This window comes from Pandoraea sp. LA3, assembly GCF_022696215.1.
GTDB classification, from domain to species: Bacteria; Pseudomonadota; Gammaproteobacteria; order Burkholderiales; family Burkholderiaceae; genus Pandoraea; species Pandoraea capi.
The window spans coordinates 24,180-41,727 of sequence record NZ_PTPY01000022.1; the positions used below are offsets into that span (position 1 = coordinate 24,180).

General features: G+C 62.0%; 17 protein-coding genes and 1 other RNA gene. 3 read left to right on the plus strand and 15 right to left on the minus strand.

Annotated elements, in window-relative coordinates; translation table 11 throughout:
* Positions 1-87 precede the first annotated feature (87 nt).
* The 3 genes from argC to rplM form a co-directional block, all read right to left on the minus strand.
* A complete protein-coding gene (gene argC / locus C5N93_RS04415) occupies positions 88-1,131 on the minus strand; it encodes an N-acetyl-gamma-glutamyl-phosphate reductase (protein ID WP_150722046.1) in 1,044 nt (347 codons plus the stop codon).
* Between the two features lie 182 nt (positions 1,132-1,313).
* Positions 1,314-1,709, minus strand: coding sequence for a 30S ribosomal protein S9 (gene rpsI, locus C5N93_RS04420; protein ID WP_069340027.1), 396 nt, complete (start codon positions 1,707-1,709; stop codon positions 1,314-1,316).
* Between the two features lie 10 nt (positions 1,710-1,719).
* Entirely contained in the window at positions 1,720-2,148 is a 429-nt protein-coding gene (gene rplM, locus C5N93_RS04425) for a 50S ribosomal protein L13 (RefSeq protein ID WP_010805091.1), read from the minus strand.
* Positions 2,149-2,787: 639 nt separating this feature from the next.
* On the opposite strand from rplM, the gene C5N93_RS04430 reads away from it, so the two are divergent.
* Positions 2,788-3,210: an OsmC family protein gene (locus tag C5N93_RS04430; protein WP_242558412.1), complete on the plus strand. Its 423-nt coding sequence runs from the start codon at positions 2,788-2,790 to the stop codon at positions 3,208-3,210.
* Positions 3,211-3,281: 71 nt separating this feature from the next.
* Here the strand turns inward: C5N93_RS04430 and rnpB are convergent.
* The 3 genes from rnpB to pyrC all read right to left on the minus strand — a co-directional run bounded on the left by rnpB (position 3,282) and on the right by pyrC (position 5,869).
* Positions 3,282-3,691, minus strand: an RNA gene (gene rnpB / locus C5N93_RS04435) — RNase P RNA component class A.
* A gap of 137 nt (positions 3,692-3,828) precedes the next feature.
* A complete protein-coding gene (locus C5N93_RS04440; RefSeq protein WP_242558413.1) occupies positions 3,829-4,668 on the minus strand; it encodes a DUF3025 domain-containing protein in 840 nt (279 codons plus the stop codon).
* Between the two features lie 163 nt (positions 4,669-4,831).
* On the minus strand, positions 4,832-5,869 hold the full coding sequence (gene pyrC / locus C5N93_RS04445) for a dihydroorotase (protein WP_242558414.1): 1,038 nt from the start codon (positions 5,867-5,869) through the stop codon (positions 4,832-4,834).
* Positions 5,870-6,072: 203 nt separating this feature from the next.
* On the opposite strand from pyrC, the gene C5N93_RS04450 reads away from it, so the two are divergent.
* A complete protein-coding gene (locus C5N93_RS04450) occupies positions 6,073-6,903 on the plus strand; it encodes a class II glutamine amidotransferase (RefSeq protein ID WP_069340031.1) in 831 nt (276 codons plus the stop codon).
* 75 nt (positions 6,904-6,978) lie between these two features.
* On the opposite strand, the gene C5N93_RS04455 is transcribed toward C5N93_RS04450, so the two are convergent.
* From C5N93_RS04455 to C5N93_RS04485, 7 genes are all read right to left on the minus strand, one after another.
* Positions 6,979-7,704 (minus strand): amino acid ABC transporter ATP-binding protein, encoded by a 726-nt coding sequence (locus tag C5N93_RS04455; protein ID WP_069340032.1) that lies wholly within the window; start codon positions 7,702-7,704, stop codon positions 6,979-6,981.
* Positions 7,701-8,381 (minus strand): glutamate/aspartate ABC transporter permease GltK, encoded by a 681-nt coding sequence (gltK, locus tag C5N93_RS04460; protein ID WP_069340033.1) that lies wholly within the window; start codon positions 8,379-8,381, stop codon positions 7,701-7,703. Before gltK ends, C5N93_RS04455 begins: the two co-directional genes overlap by 4 nt.
* Positions 8,381-9,121: an amino acid ABC transporter permease gene (locus C5N93_RS04465; RefSeq protein WP_069340034.1), complete on the minus strand. Its 741-nt coding sequence runs from the start codon at positions 9,119-9,121 to the stop codon at positions 8,381-8,383. The genes gltK and C5N93_RS04465 overlap by 1 nt, the downstream gene beginning before the upstream one ends.
* 108 nt (positions 9,122-9,229) lie before the next feature.
* Complete coding sequence (locus tag C5N93_RS04470) at positions 9,230-10,138, minus strand: glutamate/aspartate ABC transporter substrate-binding protein (RefSeq protein ID WP_242558415.1); 909 nt, start codon at positions 10,136-10,138, stop codon at positions 9,230-9,232.
* A gap of 164 nt (positions 10,139-10,302) precedes the next feature.
* Entirely contained in the window at positions 10,303-11,589 is a 1,287-nt protein-coding gene (locus tag C5N93_RS04475) for a Glu/Leu/Phe/Val dehydrogenase (RefSeq protein WP_069340036.1), read from the minus strand.
* Positions 11,590-11,796: 207 nt separating this feature from the next.
* Positions 11,797-12,753 (minus strand): LysR family transcriptional regulator, encoded by a 957-nt coding sequence (locus tag C5N93_RS04480; protein ID WP_242558416.1) that lies wholly within the window; start codon positions 12,751-12,753, stop codon positions 11,797-11,799.
* A 150-nt stretch (positions 12,754-12,903) separates the two neighbouring features.
* The gene (locus tag C5N93_RS04485) at positions 12,904-14,814 is read right to left on the minus strand and encodes an ABC transporter ATP-binding protein/permease (protein ID WP_150722039.1); all 1,911 of its coding nucleotides are present in this window, start codon (positions 14,812-14,814) and stop codon (positions 12,904-12,906) included.
* Between the two features lie 162 nt (positions 14,815-14,976).
* Between C5N93_RS04485 and C5N93_RS04490 the strand changes: the two genes are divergently transcribed.
* A complete protein-coding gene (locus tag C5N93_RS04490; RefSeq protein WP_150722038.1) occupies positions 14,977-15,396 on the plus strand; it encodes an acyl-CoA thioesterase in 420 nt (139 codons plus the stop codon).
* A gap of 104 nt (positions 15,397-15,500) precedes the next feature.
* Here the strand turns inward: C5N93_RS04490 and C5N93_RS04495 are convergent, their stop codons facing one another.
* Positions 15,501-16,268: an enoyl-CoA hydratase gene (locus C5N93_RS04495; RefSeq protein WP_242558417.1), complete on the minus strand. Its 768-nt coding sequence runs from the start codon at positions 16,266-16,268 to the stop codon at positions 15,501-15,503.
* Positions 16,269-16,333: 65 nt separating this feature from the next.
* Complete coding sequence (locus tag C5N93_RS04500) at positions 16,334-17,533, minus strand: acetyl-CoA C-acyltransferase (RefSeq protein WP_069340041.1); 1,200 nt, start codon at positions 17,531-17,533, stop codon at positions 16,334-16,336.
* Between the last annotated feature and the right edge of the window lie 15 nt (positions 17,534-17,548).

Genomic DNA, 17,548 nt, shown 5'->3' on the forward strand with positions numbered 1-17,548 from the left:
CATAAATCGGTTTGGTGTCATTCTAGCCCTATTCCTAAATTCGTGCCGATGGCCGGAAAATCAAGGGCTTAGTGACGATAAATACCGTTACGGCAGTACGGGAATATGGGTCAGACCCATGTTCTCCGGCAGGCCGAACATCAGGTTCATACATTGCACGCCCTGGCCGGACGCGCCCTTGACCAGGTTATCCTCGACCACGAGGATCACCAGCGTGTCTTCATTGTTCGGACGATGCACGGCCATGCGCACGTAATTCGATGCGCGCACCCAGCGCGTTTCCGGCATCGAGCCCGCCGGGAGCACGTCCACGAACGGTTCGCCCGCGTAGTACGTCTCGAACAGCGCCTGGAAATCCGTATCGCGCGCTTCGGGCAGAATCGTCGCGTACAGCGTCGAATGAATGCCGCGAATTGTCGGCAGCAGGTGCGGCACGAACGTCAGGCCCACGTCGTAACCGGCGATGGCTTCGAGGCCCTGCTTGATTTCCGGATGGTGGCGATGGCCCTTCACGCCATACGCCTTGAAGTTGTCGGCCGTCTCCGCGAGGATCAGCGACGTCTCGCCCTTGCGACCGGCACCGCTCGCGCCCGACTTGGCGTCGGCGATCAGGTGCTTCGGATCGACCAGCTTGCGACCGCCGGCAAACAGCGGCGCGTAGCCCAGTTGCACAGACGTCGGATAGCAACCCGGCAGACCGATCACGCGTGCGCTCTTGATCTTGTCGCGGTTGATTTCGGGCAGGCCGTAGACCGCTTCTTCCAGAATGTCCGGACAGGCGTGGGGCATGCCGTACCACTTCTCGAACGTGGCGATGTCCTTCAGGCGGAAATCGGCTGCGAGGTCGATCACGCGCACGCCGGCGGCCAGCAGCTCGCGGGCCTGCGCCATCGCCACACCGTGCGGCGTGGCGAAGAACACCACGTCGCAATCGGTGAGACGGGCATCGTCGGGCGTGCAGAACGCCAGGTCGACACGGCCTCGCAGGTTCGGATACATATCGGCGACCGGCGTACCCGCTTCCTTGCGCGAGGTAATTGCCGTCAACTTCACTTCCGGGTGCTGCGCCAGCAAACGGAGCAGCTCCACACCGGTATAGCCGGTGCCGCCTACGATACCTACCTTGACCATGTCCTACCCCTTTCAATCGGAACCGCGATTCTATCAAGCTTCCACGACACTTGTGGGACGGTGACGCAGCACGCGCGATGCACGGCCGACGTCTCGCCGTTCGCCCCAAAAATGCAAAAAGGCCGCACGAGGCGGCCTTTCCTTGCATCCACCGAAGTGGATGCCCACAAGCACTCGGGCGATTAACGCTTCGAGAATTGCTTACGGCGGCGGGCTTTGTGGAAGCCAACCTTCTTACGTTCGACTTCACGGGCATCGCGCGTAACGAAGCCTGCGTTCGACAGCGACGGCTTGAGCGTCGCATCGTAGTCGATCAGTGCGCGGGTGATGCCGTGGCGAACCGCACCGGCTTGACCCGTTTCACCGCCGCCCGACACGTTGACCTTGATGTCGAACGTTTCAGCGTGGTTGGTCAGCTCGAGCGGCTGACGAACGATCATCAGCGACGTTTCGCGAGCAAAGTACTCTTTGATCGGCTTGCCATTGACGATGATGTCGCCCTTGCCAGCCTTGATGAACACACGAGCAACAGCGCTCTTGCGACGGCCGGTGCCGTAGTTCCAATCGTTTTTGTACATGGCGTGGCCCTTAGATCTCGAGCGACTTCGGTTGCTGCGCTTCGTGCGGATGATTGCCGTCGGCGTAAACCTTCAGCTTCTTGATCATCGCATAGCCCAGCGGACCCTTCGGCAGCATGCCCTTGACCGCCTTCTCGAGCGCACGGCCCGGGAAACGCTCTTGCATCTTGCCGAACGTGGTTTCGTAGATACCGCCCGGGTAACCCGTGTGACGGTAGTACTTCTTGTCAGTTTGCTTTGCGCCCGTGACTTTCAGCTTGGCAGCATTGACGATGATGATGTAGTCACCAGTATCAACGTGCGGCGTGAATTCAGGCTTGTGCTTGCCGCGCAGACGGCGTGCCACTTCGCTGGCGACACGGCCGAGGACTTTGTCCGTCGCGTCAATCACAAACCATTCGCGCGTCACCTCTGCCGGCTTAGCGGAAAACGTCTTCATGATCGATCCAAATAAAATGCGTTTGCCCCATTAACACCAACTTCCTGCTTGTCTGCCGGCCGCGTCCTGGTGACTCGGGGTCACATGGCGCAGTCCTGTGCTTGCAGGCTCTCCCTGATGCTTTTTCCGTGGGGTATTTCCGGAAAAGCCGTTGATTATACAGAAAAATCACCCTTCCGGTAAACGGCGTTTCCGGCGGCACAAAAAAAAACCCGAACCTCAATGGGTCCGGGTTAAATCCACCAAAGGAGGAGGGTGGAGGAGACACTTGCAGCGTTGCTGTGAAGCACAACAACCAATGACTGCAGTGTAGCAAACGGATTGTTGCGATGCAAGAAAATTTATAGTGCGAAATGCAACACCACAATATGAAATGCCGGAAAAATGGGCAAATCACTGAAAATCACATAAAAATCAAATACTTATTCAAACAAAAAATCGCGACCAAGCGTCACCACTAGAGCCTAAACCCTAAATTTAGGGTTTATCCCCCTCAAAACCCGATCAAAAAAGCGCCAATATTGCGATGCAGCAACCTGATGCGCAAATAGCGGTAATCCAGGTTCGCGGCGGCATCGTACGCAGGTTCGCGGAAGCCGCTACAATTTTTGCTTGAATGGGATATCGGGGTTTCAAATCATGGAATGCAAGGTTAGCTGGATGGGCCCGGGCGGCATGTCCTTCATCGCCCAGACGGGTAGTGGACACATTGTCGCGATGGATGGTGCACCGGAAGGCGGCGGTAACAATCTGGCGCCGCGTCCGATGGAGATGCTGCTAGTCGGCACCGGCGGGTGCACCGCGTACGACGTGGTGATGATCCTCAAGAAGAGCCGTGCCGACGTCAAGGATTGCAGCGTCACGCTCAAAGCCGAGCGCGCCAGCGAAGACCCGAAGGTCTTCACGAAGATTCACTTCCACTTCACCGTGACGGGACGCAACCTGAACCCGAGCGCCGTGGAGCGCGCCGTGAACCTGTCGCACGACAAGTACTGCTCGGCGTCGATCATGCTCGCCAAGACAGCGGAGCTCACGCACAGCGTGGAAATCGTCGAAGGCTGAACGGCCGCCCCTCGTCGGGCGACGTCAGAAGCGCAAAAGGCTCCCTTGCGGAGCCTTTTGCATTTGTTGGGATGCAGAGCCGGCCGATAAGCCGGATTCTGTGAACGCGACTCGCGCCGCGCCTGACAATCATTCCTCTAGGCGACGCATCACTACGCCGCTCAAGCTTCCTACCCGCAGGCTCCCGGGGGCCCCGTTGCCGACACACGCACGAGGCGCATGCCGCTCACCTGCCTATTTGGAATTGCTCCGGGTGGAGGTTACCGTGCCGTGTGCGTTGCCGCACGCCGCGGTGCGCTCTTACCGCACCGTTTCACCCTTACCTGATCCCCTGGCTTGCGCCCGAGGCCATCGGCGGTCTGTTCTCTGTTGCCCTGTTCCGCGTCTCGCGACGGATGGCCGTTAGCCATCACCCTGCCCTATGGAGTCCGGACTTTCCTCCCCCTCCTCGAAAGAAGGCGGCGATTGTCTGGCCGACTCTGCGGGCCGAAGTGTATCACGGGCCTTCCTATCGACGCCGGGACATTCCGGTCCCTCCATCATGGACTCAGTGAAACGAGTCTGTGCAGAAGAAAATGGTCCGACCCGATATCCCTGACGGGCCATCCGCTCAGCAGCTCAGCGCCTTTCCCGTCGCCCAGTCCGGAAGACCGACACATCCCGATAGAAGGACGGATCCTCGTTCTGCGGCCACCAGCCCGGAATGCCCAGTACGGGCAACGGCGCGAAGTCGCGTGTCGTGAGAGGCGCGCTCGCCAGCGTCGGGGCGATCCGGGCGTCCAGCCAGGCGCGACGCGCCATCGGCGACCCGCCAAAGTAGTCCGCCGGAACCTCAACGATCCACGCATGCGACGTGACCGACTTGTAGGGTGCAACCAGCTTTTCCAGCAAGGCGTGCCCGAACGGCTGCACCTCGCACGCCCGACCCCATTCGGCGCGACGCGTCACGAACAGCGTGTACCAGTCGAATGCTCGCAGCGCCGCCCCGAGCGACGGATCGCTGCACGCAAAGAGCACGGCGTTCTCGTCGAACAGGGTCGCCGCGTCACGCGTCGCCCCGCGGCTGGCCTGTACGCCGTCGACGGCAATCGCCGCCGCCTGACGCGCATTGAGCGCCGCCTTGCCGCGCGGATACGTCAGCCAGATCAACGCATTGAAGAAGTCGTGGAGGTTGCGGCGTGTCGGCACCCCGCCTGTCTGCGCAATGAACGCTTCGTAGGCCGTCTGTGCGGGCAAATCCTCCTGCGTGACGAAGCGCAGCGCCTGCCCTTGCCCGCTGACCAGTCCAGCCTCGCTGGCCTGCATTGAAAGCGCATGACGCCAATCGTCGCCAGTCAGCGCGTCCTGTGCGCGCGCCGCTACCGCTTCGAACCACGGCGCCCGCCAGTCGATTTCCGGTAGCGCCGGTGCCCCATCGGGTGCCGACGTCCCGGTCGATTGCGGCTTCAAATGCATCATCTGACGATCATTCAGCGCGGAGTCTGACGATTCCGGCGATTCCGGCGATTTGGGCAAGGCCAGCCGTCAGTCCCATCGAGGACGCTATCGGCACACGCCCGATCCGACCAGCGCCCCATGCCGGGGGACCGCCATCCGCCCCCCCCGTACGCCGGATGGCGCCTTAGCCCTTGAGCTTCCAGCCGATGACCTCACCGGCGCGCAGCGGCACAACGGTTTCGTCGCCCATCGGCAGTTCGGCGGGCAGTTCCCAGTCTTCCCGCACCAACGTGACCTTGTCGGTATTGCGCGGCAGTTCGTAGAAGTCCGGGCCATAGAAGCTGGCGAACGCTTCGAACTTGTCGAGCGCGCCGGCCTTGTCGAACGCCTCGGCGTACAGTTCCACGGCGTGCAGTGCCGTGTAGCAGCCAGCGCAACCGCAAGCCGCTTCTTTCACACCACGCGCGTGCGGCGCGCTGTCGGTGCCGAGGAAGAAGCGCGGGCTGCCCGAAGTTGCAGCCTTCACAAGGGCTTCGCGGTGCGTCTCGCGCTTGAGGACCGGCAGGCAGTAGTAATGCGGACGGATACCGCCGGTGAAGATCGCGTTACGGTTGTACAGCAGGTGATGCGGGGTAATCGTGGCGGCGATGGGCCCTTCGGCTTCGGCGACGTACTCGGCGGCGTCCTTCGTCGTGATGTGCTCGAACACGACCTTCAGCCCCGGGAAATCGCGGCGCAGCGGCGACATCACGCGGTCGATGAAGACCTTTTCACGATCGAAGATGTCGATGTCGGCGCTCGTCACTTCACCGTGCACCAGCAGCGGCATACCGGCTTCCTGCAACGCTTCGAGCGCGCCACGGCACTTGGCCAGGTCGGTCACGCCGGCGTCGGAGTTCGTCGTCGCACCGGCCGGATAGAGCTTCACGGCATGCACGAAGCCCGATGCCTTCGCGCGGCGAATCTCCTCGGCAGGCGTATTGTCGGTGAGGTACAACGTCATGAGCGGCTCGAACGTGTTGCCGGCCGGGCGTGCCGCGAGAATGCGCTCGCGGTACGCCGCCGCATGTTCGGTCGTGGTGACCGGCGGCTTCAGGTTCGGCATGATGATCGCGCGGCCGAACTGGCGGGCGCTGTCGGGCAGCACGCTCTTGAGCACGGCGCCATCGCGCACGTGCAAGTGCCAGTCATCGGGACGGGTGATAGTCAGTTCGGTGGTCATGGGCGTTTTCCGGGGGCGGGAGGGACGACTAGCCCATGCGAGCGTGGCGGCGAAGTGCGAAGTAGTGACGCGTCGACGCGACGGACTGCCTGGGCGGGAATGTACGTGCACAGAGGCGGGTGCTATGCTTCTGTAACCCCATATTGTAACGGTTGCGGCGCTCAGACACGACGTGCGCAGCCAATCTTCGATTCGCCCGTCCCATGTGCCAGCTGCTCGCAATGAATTGCGCGGAACCGACCGACATCACGTTCTCATTTACCGGTTTTGCGGCGCGTGGGGGCGGCACGGATCACCATGCCGACGGCTGGGGTATCGCGTTTTTCGAGGACAAGGCCTGCCGTCTTTTCATCGACCATCAGGCCGCGGCGAACTCGCCGATCGCCGAATTGGTGAAAAAGTACCCGATCAAGTCCAAAAACGTCATCGCGCACATCCGCAAAGCGACGCAAGGCATCGTTGAGCTGGAGAACTGCCACCCGTTCCAACGCGAACTGTGGGGGCGTCACTGGATCTTCGCCCACAACGGCGATCTGCACGACTACGACCCGTTTCTCTCGGGCGTCTACCAGCCGGTCGGCACGACGGACAGCGAACGTGCCTTTTGCGACATCATGCAGGGCCTGCGCAAACGCTTCCCCGGCTCGCAACCGCCGCTGGACGAACTCTTTCACGCTGTCGAAGACATTACGCGCACGATCACGCGTCACGGCGTGTTCAACTTCGTGCTCTCGAACGGTCAGGCGCTCATCGCGCATTGCTCGACCCGTCTGCACTTCATCGCGCGCCAGTGGCCGTTCACCAAAGCGCACCTGATCGACGCCGACTGGGAAATCGATTTCGCGAAGTTCACGACCCCGGCCGACCGCGTCGCCGTGATCGCCACCGCGCCGCTGACCGACAACGAGGTCTGGACGACGTTCGAGCCGGGCGAACTGATCCTCTTCGAGAAAGGCGCGCCGACGCTGCGTGCCGTGGTGCCGATTCCGGAAGCCGTGCGGCTGCGCAACGCCCAGAACACCGCCTGCCAGTAACGCTGTAGCTCTGGCGGCGCCCATAAAAAAAGCGTGCCCGAAGGCACGCTTTTTTCGTTCCGGCGCTGAAAACGATCAGTGCAGGATCTTGGCCAGGAAGTCCTTGGCGCGATCCGACTTCGGGTTCGCGAAGAACTCGTCCTTCTGGTCGTCTTCGACGATGATGCCCTGATCCATGAAGATCACGCGGTTCGCGACCTTCTTGGCGAAGCCCATTTCGTGCGTGACCACCATCATGGTCATGCCTTCCTGGGCCAGTTCGACCATCACGTCGAGCACTTCGTTGATCATTTCCGGGTCGAGTGCCGAGGTCGGCTCGTCGAACAACATGGCGATCGGGTCCATGCACAGGGCACGGGCGATAGCCACACGCTGCTGCTGACCGCCCGAGAGCTGCCCCGGGAACTTGTGCGCATGCGCCTTCAGACCCACGCGCTCGAGCAGCTTGAGGCCCTTGTCGCGCGCCGCGTCCTTGCTGCGACCGAGCACCTTGACCTGCGCGAGCGTCAGGTTTTCGGTAATCGACAGGTGCGGGAAGAGTTCGAAGTGCTGGAACACCATGCCCACGCGCGAGCGCAGCTTGGCCAGGTTCGTCTTCGGATCGGCGACCGAGGTGCCATCGACGATGATCTCGCCTTGCTGGATCGGCTCCAGACCGTTCACGGTCTTGATGAGCGTGGATTTGCCCGAGCCCGACGGCCCGCACACCACCACGACTTCACCCTTCTTGACTTCAGTGGAGCAGTCCGTGAGCACCTGGAACTGGCCGTACCACTTGGAGACGTTTTTCAGGGTAATCATTTCGCCAACCTCTTTTGAAGACGTTTAACCAACATCGAAACCGTGAAGCAGATCACGAAGTAGACCGCTCCGGCAAACACAATCATGGCAGGCAGCGTGCCGTCACGCTGACCGACCGAGTACGCCATGCCGAAGAAATCGGACAAGGCGATCGCGTACACGAGCGAGGTATCCTGGAACAGAATGATGCCCTGCGTCAGCAGCAACGGCACCATGTTGCGGAACGCCTGCGGCAGCACGACGAGGCCCATCGCCTGCCAGTACGACATGCCCAGCGCGAATGCGGCGGACATCTGGCCACGCGACACGCTCTGGATACCGGCGCGGATGATTTCCGAATAATACGCCGCTTCGAACAGCGAGAAAGCCACGAGCGCCGAGACCATCCGGATATCCCACGTCGGCGGCACGTCCAGCAGCGAGCGCAGCACTTGCGGCACGATCAGGAAGAACCACAGCAGCACCATCAGCAGCGGGATCGAACGGAACACGTTCACGTACAGATCCGCGAACCACTTCAGCGGCGCCACGCCCGACAGACGCATCATCGCGAGCAACGTGCCCCACACGATACCGACGACCACGGCCAGCGCCGTGATCTGCAACGTGGTGACCATGCCCTTGACGAGCAGCGGCATTGCGTCGATAGCGCCGCCCCATGCGAAGATCTCAAGCATTATTTGCCCCCGATGTAGCCCGGCAGGCGGGTCTTGGCTTCGATGAAGCGCATGAGCACCAGCACCGCGATATTGATGATCATGTACGCGATCGTCACAGCAATGAACGACTCGTAGCTATGTGCCGTGTAATCGATGAGCTGTTTGCCCTGGCCCGTCAGTTCCAGCAAGTTCACGGTCGAGATCACGGCCGAGTTCTTGAAGATGTTGACGAATTCCGACGTGATCGGCGGGATCACGACGCGGAACGCCACCGGCAGCAACACGAAACGATAGGTCTGCGGGAGCGTGAGGCCCATCGCCAGACCGGCATTCTTCTGCCCCTTGGGCAGCGAATTGATACCGGAGCGCACCTGCTCGCACACACGGGCCGCCGTGAACAGACCCAGGCCGATCACACCGGTGAGCAACGAAACGCTTGCGGGGTTGAGCGAGAACAGCCACTGGCGAACCGCTTCCGGCAGGAAGTCGGGGGCCACGTAATACCAGAAGAACAGCTGCACCAGCAGCGGGATGTTCCGGAACAATTCGACGTAGGCCGCCGCAAATCCGGAAATCCATTTGTTCGGAACGGTGCGCATCACGCCGAGCACGGAGCCGACGACGAGCGCAATAATCCAGCCACCGATGCCGACTTCAAGCGTGAGCTTGAGCCCCGAGAGCAGCCACCCGAAGTAAGTGGTGTCCTCGCCCGTCGATACCGGCTGGAAGAAAAAACTGAAATCGAGACCGAGAGCCATGATCTCCCCTCTTCTACTTGCCTTACTTAAAAAGAAGCGGAAGGATCGACTCCTTCCGCTTCGGCATTACCTGCTGACTTAGCTTGGCGATTCGTGAAGCCTGTCGGCTTACTTGGCGCCTTGCACGTCTGCGCTGTCGTTCGGCGACTTCCACAGTGCGGCCATTTCAGCCGACGGCGGGAAGTCCATGTTCACGCCGCCCAGCGCCGGAATCGGCTGTTGGAACCACTTGGCGTAATCCTTCTGTGCCTGGCCCGACTTCTGGTAATCGGCGACGGCCTTGTCGACCACCTTCTTGAAGGCCGGATCGTCCTTGCGCATCATGCAGCCGTAGGCTTCGTACGATTGGGCCTTGCCGACGATGCTGTAGTCCTTGGCGTCCTTGAACTTGGCGCGCTCACCGGCGAGCAGGGCGTCGTCCATCATGAAGGCAACGGCACGGCCCGAGTGCAGCGTGATCGCCGCTTCACCATGGTCCTTGGCGCTGGTGATGTTCATGCCCAGGTTCTCGGCCTGATTCATCTTGCGCAGCAGTTGCTCGGAAGTCGTACCCGCCGTGGTCACGACGTTCTTGCCCTTCAGGTCAGCGAAGTCCTTCACGCCCGAGCTGTTCTTCGTCAGCAGACGCGTGCCGATGATGAAGAACGTGTTCGAGAACGCAGCCTGCTTCTGACGATCGGCGTTGTTCGTGGTCGAACCGCACTCGATATCGATCGTGCCGTTCTGAACCAGCGGAATGCGGTTCTGCGACGTGATCGGGATCTGCTTGACGTCCAGCTTCGTGAGCTTCAGTTCCTTCTTGACTTCAGCAACGATCGCTTGCGCGACATCGTTGGCATAACCGACGACATTGTGGTTGTTGTCATAGAACGAGAACGGGATCGACGATTCGCGATTCCCCAGCGTAATGACGCCGCTGTCCTTGATCTTCTTGAGGGTACCTGCTTCCTGAGCCTGGGCAGCACCTGCCATCAAGCCAACACAGCACATCGCCAACGCAATTTTCGAGAGGGTCATTCCTTGGTCTCCTTGGCACAAAACGAATGCATTTTAGCACTGCATTTGCCCATTTTTTTATTCTCGAATGTTCGGAACGCACGTCTTTTTTAACGTAACTCGCTCCGAACATTCTGTTTTACGCATTAATGCGTAATACTACCTAGATGCCCGGCAGCCCCCGATCAGGGGTACAGGCCGCGCATTTCACGGGCTTGCAGAATACGGCTACACGCCACGATGAATGCGGCTGTACGCAGGGAAACCTGATGTTCCTGCGCCACGTGCCACACGCCATCGAACGCTTCGCGCATGATGCGTTCCAGACGATGATTGATCTCTTCCTCGGTCCAGAAGAAGCTCGAGAAATCCTGCACCCATTCGAAGTACGAGACCGTCACGCCGCCCGCATTGGCCACGACGTCCGGCACGACGAGAATGTTCTTGCTACGCAGAATGTCGTCCGCAGCGGTCGTCGTCGGGCCATTGGCGCCCTCGACCACGACCTTGGCGCGGATCTGGTCGGCATTCTTTTCGGTGATCTGGTTTTCCAGAGCGGCCGGAATCAGGAATTCGCAGTCGAGCGACCAGAATTCTTCGTCCTTGAGGACTTCGGCTGCCGGGAAACCGCCCACGCCGCCGGTCTCGGCCACGTGCTTGAGCAGGTTCGGCACGTCGAGGCCGTCAGACTTGTAAATGGTGCCAGTGTGGTCTTGCACGCCGATGACATGCGCGCCGGCTTCGTGGAACAGACGGGCAGCGATACCGCCCACGTTGCCGAAGCCCTGCACGATCACGCGCGCACCGCGCACATCCATGCCCAGACGGCGGGCCGCTTCGCAGCTCACCACGAACACGCCGCGGCCGGTCGCTTCGCGACGGCCCAGCGAGCCGCCCAGCGAGATCGGCTTGCCGGTCACGACGCCGGTGGCGGTGGAACCCTCGTTCATCGAGTAGGTGTCCATCATCCACGCCATGATCTGCTCATTGGTGTTGACGTCCGGTGCCGGAATGTCCTTCGTCGGCCCGATGATGATGTTGATTTCGCTGGTGTAACGACGCGTCAGACGCTCCAGCTCGCCGCGCGAGAGCTTGCGCGGGTCGACACGGATACCGCCCTTGGCGCCGCCGTAAGGCACGTTCACCGCAGCGTTCTTGACCGACATCCAGGCTGACAGGGCCATCACTTCCGAGAGCGTGACGTCCTGGTGGAAACGCACGCCGCCCTTACCGGGGCCGCGCGACGTGTTGTGCTGGACACGATAGCCCTCGAAGTGGGCGATGGTGCCGTTGTCGAGTTCGATCGGGCAGTCGACGACGAGGATACGCTTCGGGCGCTTGAGGGTTTCGACCCAGCGCGAGAGCGAACCGAGGTAGGGGGTGACCCGGTCGACCTGTTGGAGATAGTTACCCCACGGACCGAGGTGTTCGGCGTCGAGGTAGGAAGGCAAGGCGTGTGACGTTTGAGACATCGTTGGATTCTCCGGCTTCAATCTGCACCGCCGGCACACACCGCGCCAGCGACACGAATGGCTGGCACTTTACAAAGAACCGCAAAGAACAATCCAATGCCGAATAAACATGCAACTATGCAATTCCTGCATAGTTGTGAGCGACCCGGCTTTTCGCTGCTACGTCAGGCATTGCGCCGCGATCGCCGGTGAACGCCCACATCGCCGTCAGCCCCTCACCTGATCCCGAACGGCCTGCCAGAACGCTTCGACGACATCGCGTTTGGTGCGCTCGCGCCGGTTGCTTGCGTCCGTGTAGGCGAGCCGGTCGCGGTACAGACGAATTTCCATGTCCAGGTGCCACGGCGCCGACGCCTTTCCGGGCTGCGCCAGATCGATCAGTTCGCCACGCGCGACCGAATCCACAACGGCACTTTCCGGCAGGAATGCCACGCCGTGTCCGGCCAGCACCATTGCCTTGAGCGCTTCGGCCATATCCGTTTCGTAGACCTTGTCCAGATGCGGCCGGGTCGACGGATCGCCGACGAGCAGATCCGCCATGCGCCCGAGATAGGCATTCGACGTATAGGCCAGATAAGGCACCGGGGCCTCGGCCGTGCCCGGCAGTCTGAAACGCGCCCGCTTTTGCGACGAAGGCGCGCTGTAGGGACTGAAGCGCTCGCTGCCGAGCACGATCATTTCATAGCGCGCCGAGTCGAGTTGGAGCGGCTGGCTCGGATGGTAGTAGCACATCAGCAGATCGCAGCCGCCGTCGGTCAGCGACATGGCCGCGTCGTGCACGTTGAGCGCGCGCAGGCGAGAGCGCAGCAGTCCCAGACGCTTCTCCAGCAACTTGAGCCAGCGCGGGAAAAACGTCATCGACAGCGTATGCGGTACCGCGAAATCGATCACCGAGTGATCGGCGGAGCGTTGCTCACGCAGCAGCGCGCGTGCCTCCTGCGCCTGCGCGAGCAGCGTGAGCGCCTGCTCGTAGAACACCTCGCCCGCCGGCGTCAGACGTGTGGGATAGCTGGAACGGTCGATCAGCTCGCTGCCGAGCCACGCTTCGAGCGACTGAATGCGTCGCGAAAACGCCGGCTGCGTCACGTGACGCAATTCGGCCGAGCGGCTGAAACTGTTCGTCTTGGCGAGCGACACGAAGTCTTCAAGCCATTTGATTTCCATGCGGTGCTCCCGCGCAGGCGATGGGCGATGTCAGCGCGCTAGTCTACTCAATCGCGGCGCGAGGCGACAGGCCCGTGACCCGCCCGGGCATCCCCCCGCCCCCGCGTGCGGCGCGCGCCACCCGCTTACCATCGCCTTGCGCTGCGCCGCTCAGGACACCACCGTAGCGAAATGCGACGCCTCGGCATCCCCTTCCCCGCCGCGTCGTTGCTGTTGCAGCGCCCACATCTGTGCGTAGAGGCCCTCGGCGCGCAGCAACTGATCGTGCGTACCCCGCTCGACGATACGCCCCTTGTCGAGCACGATGATCTGCGCCGCGTGGACCACCGTCGAGAGGCGGTGTGCGATGACGAGCGTCGTACGCTCGCGAGCGATGTTGCGCAGCTCCGTCTGAATCGCCTGTTCCGAGCGCGAATCGAGCGCCGACGTCGCCTCGTCGAAAATCAGAATATGCGGATTCTTCAGGATGGTGCGCGCGATCGCCACACGTTGCTTCTCGCCGCCGGACAGCTTGAGCCCGCGCTCGCCGACCATCGACTCATACCCGGCCGGCAAACTCTCGATGAAGTCGTGAATGTGCGCGGCACGCGCAGCCGCGATCACCTGCTCGCGCGACGCCGACGGATCGCCATACGCGATGTTGTAGTAAATCGTGTCGTTGAACAGCACCGTGTCCTGCGGGACGATGCCGATGGCCGCGCGCAGCGAATCCTGCGTGACGTCGCGAATGTCCTGTCCATCGATGCTGATGCGCCCGCCGTCCAGGCCGGGGAAACCCACGTCGTAGAAGCGGAACAGCAAGCGCGAGAGCGTCGATTTCCCCGAGCCGCTATGGCCCACCACGGCCGTGGTCGTGCCGGCGGCAATGGTGAAATCGACGTCGTGCAGAATCTGGCGCGACGGCTCGTAACCGAAGTTCACATGCGCGAAGCGCACCGTCCCGCCATTGCACACCAGCGGCTGCGCGCCGGGCGGATCGGCCACTTCACGATTGACGTCGAGCAGCGTGAACATGCGATCCATGTCCGTCATCGCCTGCTTGAGCTCGCGATAGATCACGCCGAGGAAGTTCAGCGGAATGTACAACTGCAACATGAACGTGTTGACGAGCACCAGATCGCCGAGCGTCATACGACCGCTCATCACGCCCTGCGTAGCGTGCCAGAGAATCAGGACCAGACCGCTGGCGATGATGACCTGCTGGCCGAAGTTCAACACCGAGAGGGAATTCTGCGAACGAATCGCGGCAGCACGATAACGCTTGAGGTTTTCGTCGTAACGCTGCGTCTCGAACGCCTCGTTGCCGAAGTACTTCACCGTCTCGTAGTTGATGAGCGAATCGATGGCGCGCGCGTTGGCCTTCGAATCGAGCTCGTTCATCGTGCGACGGAAATGCGTGCGCCACTCCGTCACCTTCACGGTGAAGACGATGTAGAACGCCAGCGCCACGAGCGTGACGATGGCGTAGAAGGCGTCGTAACGCACCACGAAAAAGCCCAGCACCAGCCCCACTTCGATGAGCGTGGGCAGAATGCTGTAGAGCGAGTACGAGATCATCGACTGGATGCCTCGCGTGCCCCGCTCGATGTCGCGGCTCATCCCGCCTGTCTGACGTTCCAGATGGAACCGCAGCGACAGCGCGTGCAGGTGACGGAACACCTTGAGCGCGATCTGGCGCACGGCGCTTTCCGTCACCTTCGAGAACAGGATTTCGCGTAGTTCCGTGAATAGCGACGTCGACAGGCGCACCAGTCCGTAAGCGATGACCAGCAACCCGAGACCGCCGACCACGATCAGGCTCGGGTCGTTCGTCGCGCGCGCGGTGGCCGAGAGCGAGGCGACGGGGCTCAGCGCGTCGACGATGTGCTTCATGAGGACCGGCACGCCGAGGTTGGCGACTTTCGCGAGGATCAGGCACGAGAGCGCCAGCGTGACACGTCCCCGGAATTCCATCAGGTAGGGAATCAGCGACTTGATGACTTGCCAGTCGCCGCGCGGGGCTCTGGCATTGGGCGTGTTGGAAGCCGGCGGCGCGGGCTCGGCCGGAGTGAAACGTCTCATGATGGGGATGGGGCGGCGTCCGGCTCGGATGAGGGCTTTCCGCTAGAATCGGTGATGCCGTATTTTCGCAGAACCCGGCGACGCCTGCTGAGCCCCCGATAACGTCCGGGGAACGGCGCACCGCCCCCGCCGGGCAGCTTTCCCGCACGATCAAGGACCCACATGAGCACCCCGACCCCTGCCCTCACCGCCCTGCCCGAAGAAAAAGAACTGGCATTGCGCGTCATGCCGATGCCCGCCGACGCCAACGCCCATGGCGACGTCTTCGGCGGCTGGATCATGTCGCAGGTCGATATCGCCGGTTCGATTCCCGCCGCACAGCGCGCCAACGGCCGTGTCGCCACCATCGCCGTCAATTCGTTCCTGTTCAAGGAGCCGGTGTTCGTCGGCGATCTGCTCAGCTTTTACGCCACCATCGTGAAGACGGGCAATACGTCGATCACCGTCTATGTCGAGGCGTACGCACAGCGCATGCGCCTGTCGCACGAGATCGTCAAAGTCACCGAGGCCATGGTCACCTACGTGGCAACGGACGAAGACCGCCGTCCGCGTCCGCTGCCCAAGCTCGACGTCGCTGGCTGAAGGCCCGCCCCTTCTCCGGAACCCCGGGCAACGCCCCGCAACGAAAAACGCCGCCGTCTCGCGAATCGAGACGTGCGGCGTTTTTTGCGCTCAGGTACGGAACGTCAGGAAAACTGGCTGAAATCCGGTTTGCGCTTCTCGAAGAAGGCCGTAAAGGCCTCACGGGCTTCGGGCGACAACAGGCGCTTCGCGAACTCCACGCCCTCCTCGCCGATGCGTGACTGCACGTCACGCGCGCCGTCAGCCTTCATCAACTGCTTGGTCACGCGCAGCGACCCGGCGGGCATCGCCGCCAGTTGCGCAGCACGCCTGGCGGCATACTCGAACAGCTCGCCCGCCGGCAGGACACGATTGACGAACCCCATTGCGACCGCCTCATTCACATCGAACGGCTCACCGAAGAGCAGCTTTTCGGCCGCACGCTGATAGCCTGCCACACGCGGCAGCAGCCAGCTCGACGCTGCCTCCGGACACAGCGCCAGTTGTGAGAACGGCAGCGAGAAACGGGCCGAATCGGCCGCGTAGACCACGTCGCAATGCAGCAACAGCGTCGTACCCACGCCCACGGCATTCCCGGCCACGGCAGCCACGATCGGCTTGCTCGCCTGGCTGATCGCCCGCAGGAACTGGAACACCGGCGCGCTTTCGTCCTTCGGCGGGTTCTTCAGGAAGTCTTCAAGGTCGTTGCCGGCCGAGAAGGCTTCCGGCTGGCCCTGAATCAGGATCACGCGCAGCGACGCATCCGCCTCGGCATCGTTGATGCCGTCGGCAAGCGCTTGATACATGTCGGCGGTGATCGCGTTCTTCTTGTGAGCGCGGTTGAACGTCAGCACCTGAACCGCGCCCTGACGCTGCACCAGTACGTCTTCCATCGTTGATGTCTCCTCGATATCGGGCGGGTAAAAACCGGGCACCAGCAACACGCGGTGCCCCTGTCTTACATACGCTCGATGATGCCCGCAGCCCCCATGCCGGTACCCACGCACATCGTCACCATGCCGTACTTCAGGTTGTGACGGCGCAGCGCATGCACCACGGTCGCGGCGCGAATCGCACCGGTCGCGCCCAGCGGGTGACCCAGCGCAATCGCGCCGCCCATCGGGTTGACCTTGCTGGTGTCCAGATCCAGATCCTTGATGACGGCGAGCGCCTGTGCGGCGAACGCTTCGTTCAGTTCGATCCAGTCCATGTCCTGCTGGCTCAGCCCCGCGGCACGCAGCGCCGCCGGAATCGCTTCCTTCGGACCGATGCCCATGATCTCGGGCGGCACACCGCGCACGGCGAACGACACGAAACGCGCGAGCGGCGTCAGGTTGAACTGCTTCAGGATCTTCTCGCTCACCACGAGCAGCGCACCGGCGCCGTCCGACGTTTGCGAGCTATTGCCTGCCGTCACCGAACCCTTGTTCGCGAACACCGGACGCAGCTTGCCCAGCCCTTCGATGGACGTATCGGGACGCGGACCTTCGTCGAGCGAAAGGGTACGCGTCTTGACCGACACTTCGCCCGTCGCCAGATTCGGGAAACGTTCGACGATCTCGATCGGCGTGATCTCGTTCGTGAACTCGCCGGCCTGCTGGGCCTTGATCGCCTTCTGGTGCGAGGCAAGCGCGAAGGCGTCCTGCGCATCGCGCGTCACGCCCCACTGCTGCGCGACCTTCTCCGCGGTGAGCCCCATGCCGTAGGCGATACCCACGTTCTCGTCACGCTCGAAGATCGACGGCGAGAGCGACGGCGTATTGCCCATCATCGGCACCATGCTCATGCTTTCGATGCCCCCGGCGATCATCGCGTCCGCTTCGCCCACACGGATGCGGTCGGCGGCCATCGCCAGCGCGGTCAGCCCCGAGGCGCAGAAACGGTTGACGGTCACGCCGCCCACGGTATTCGGCAGGCCGGAGAGCAGCGCACCGATACGGGCGACGTTCAGGCCTTGCTGGGCTTCGGGGATCGCACAGCCGATGATCGCGTCTTCGATAACCTTCGGATCGAGATCCGGCACCTGGGACAGCGCGCTCTTGAGGATGGTCGCGAGCAGATCGTCCGGACGCGTGTTCTTGTAGCTGCCCTTGGGAGCCTTGCCGATCGGCGCACGGGTGGCGGCAACGATGTAGGCGTCTTGCAGTTGTTTGCTCATGTCAGTCTCCGATCG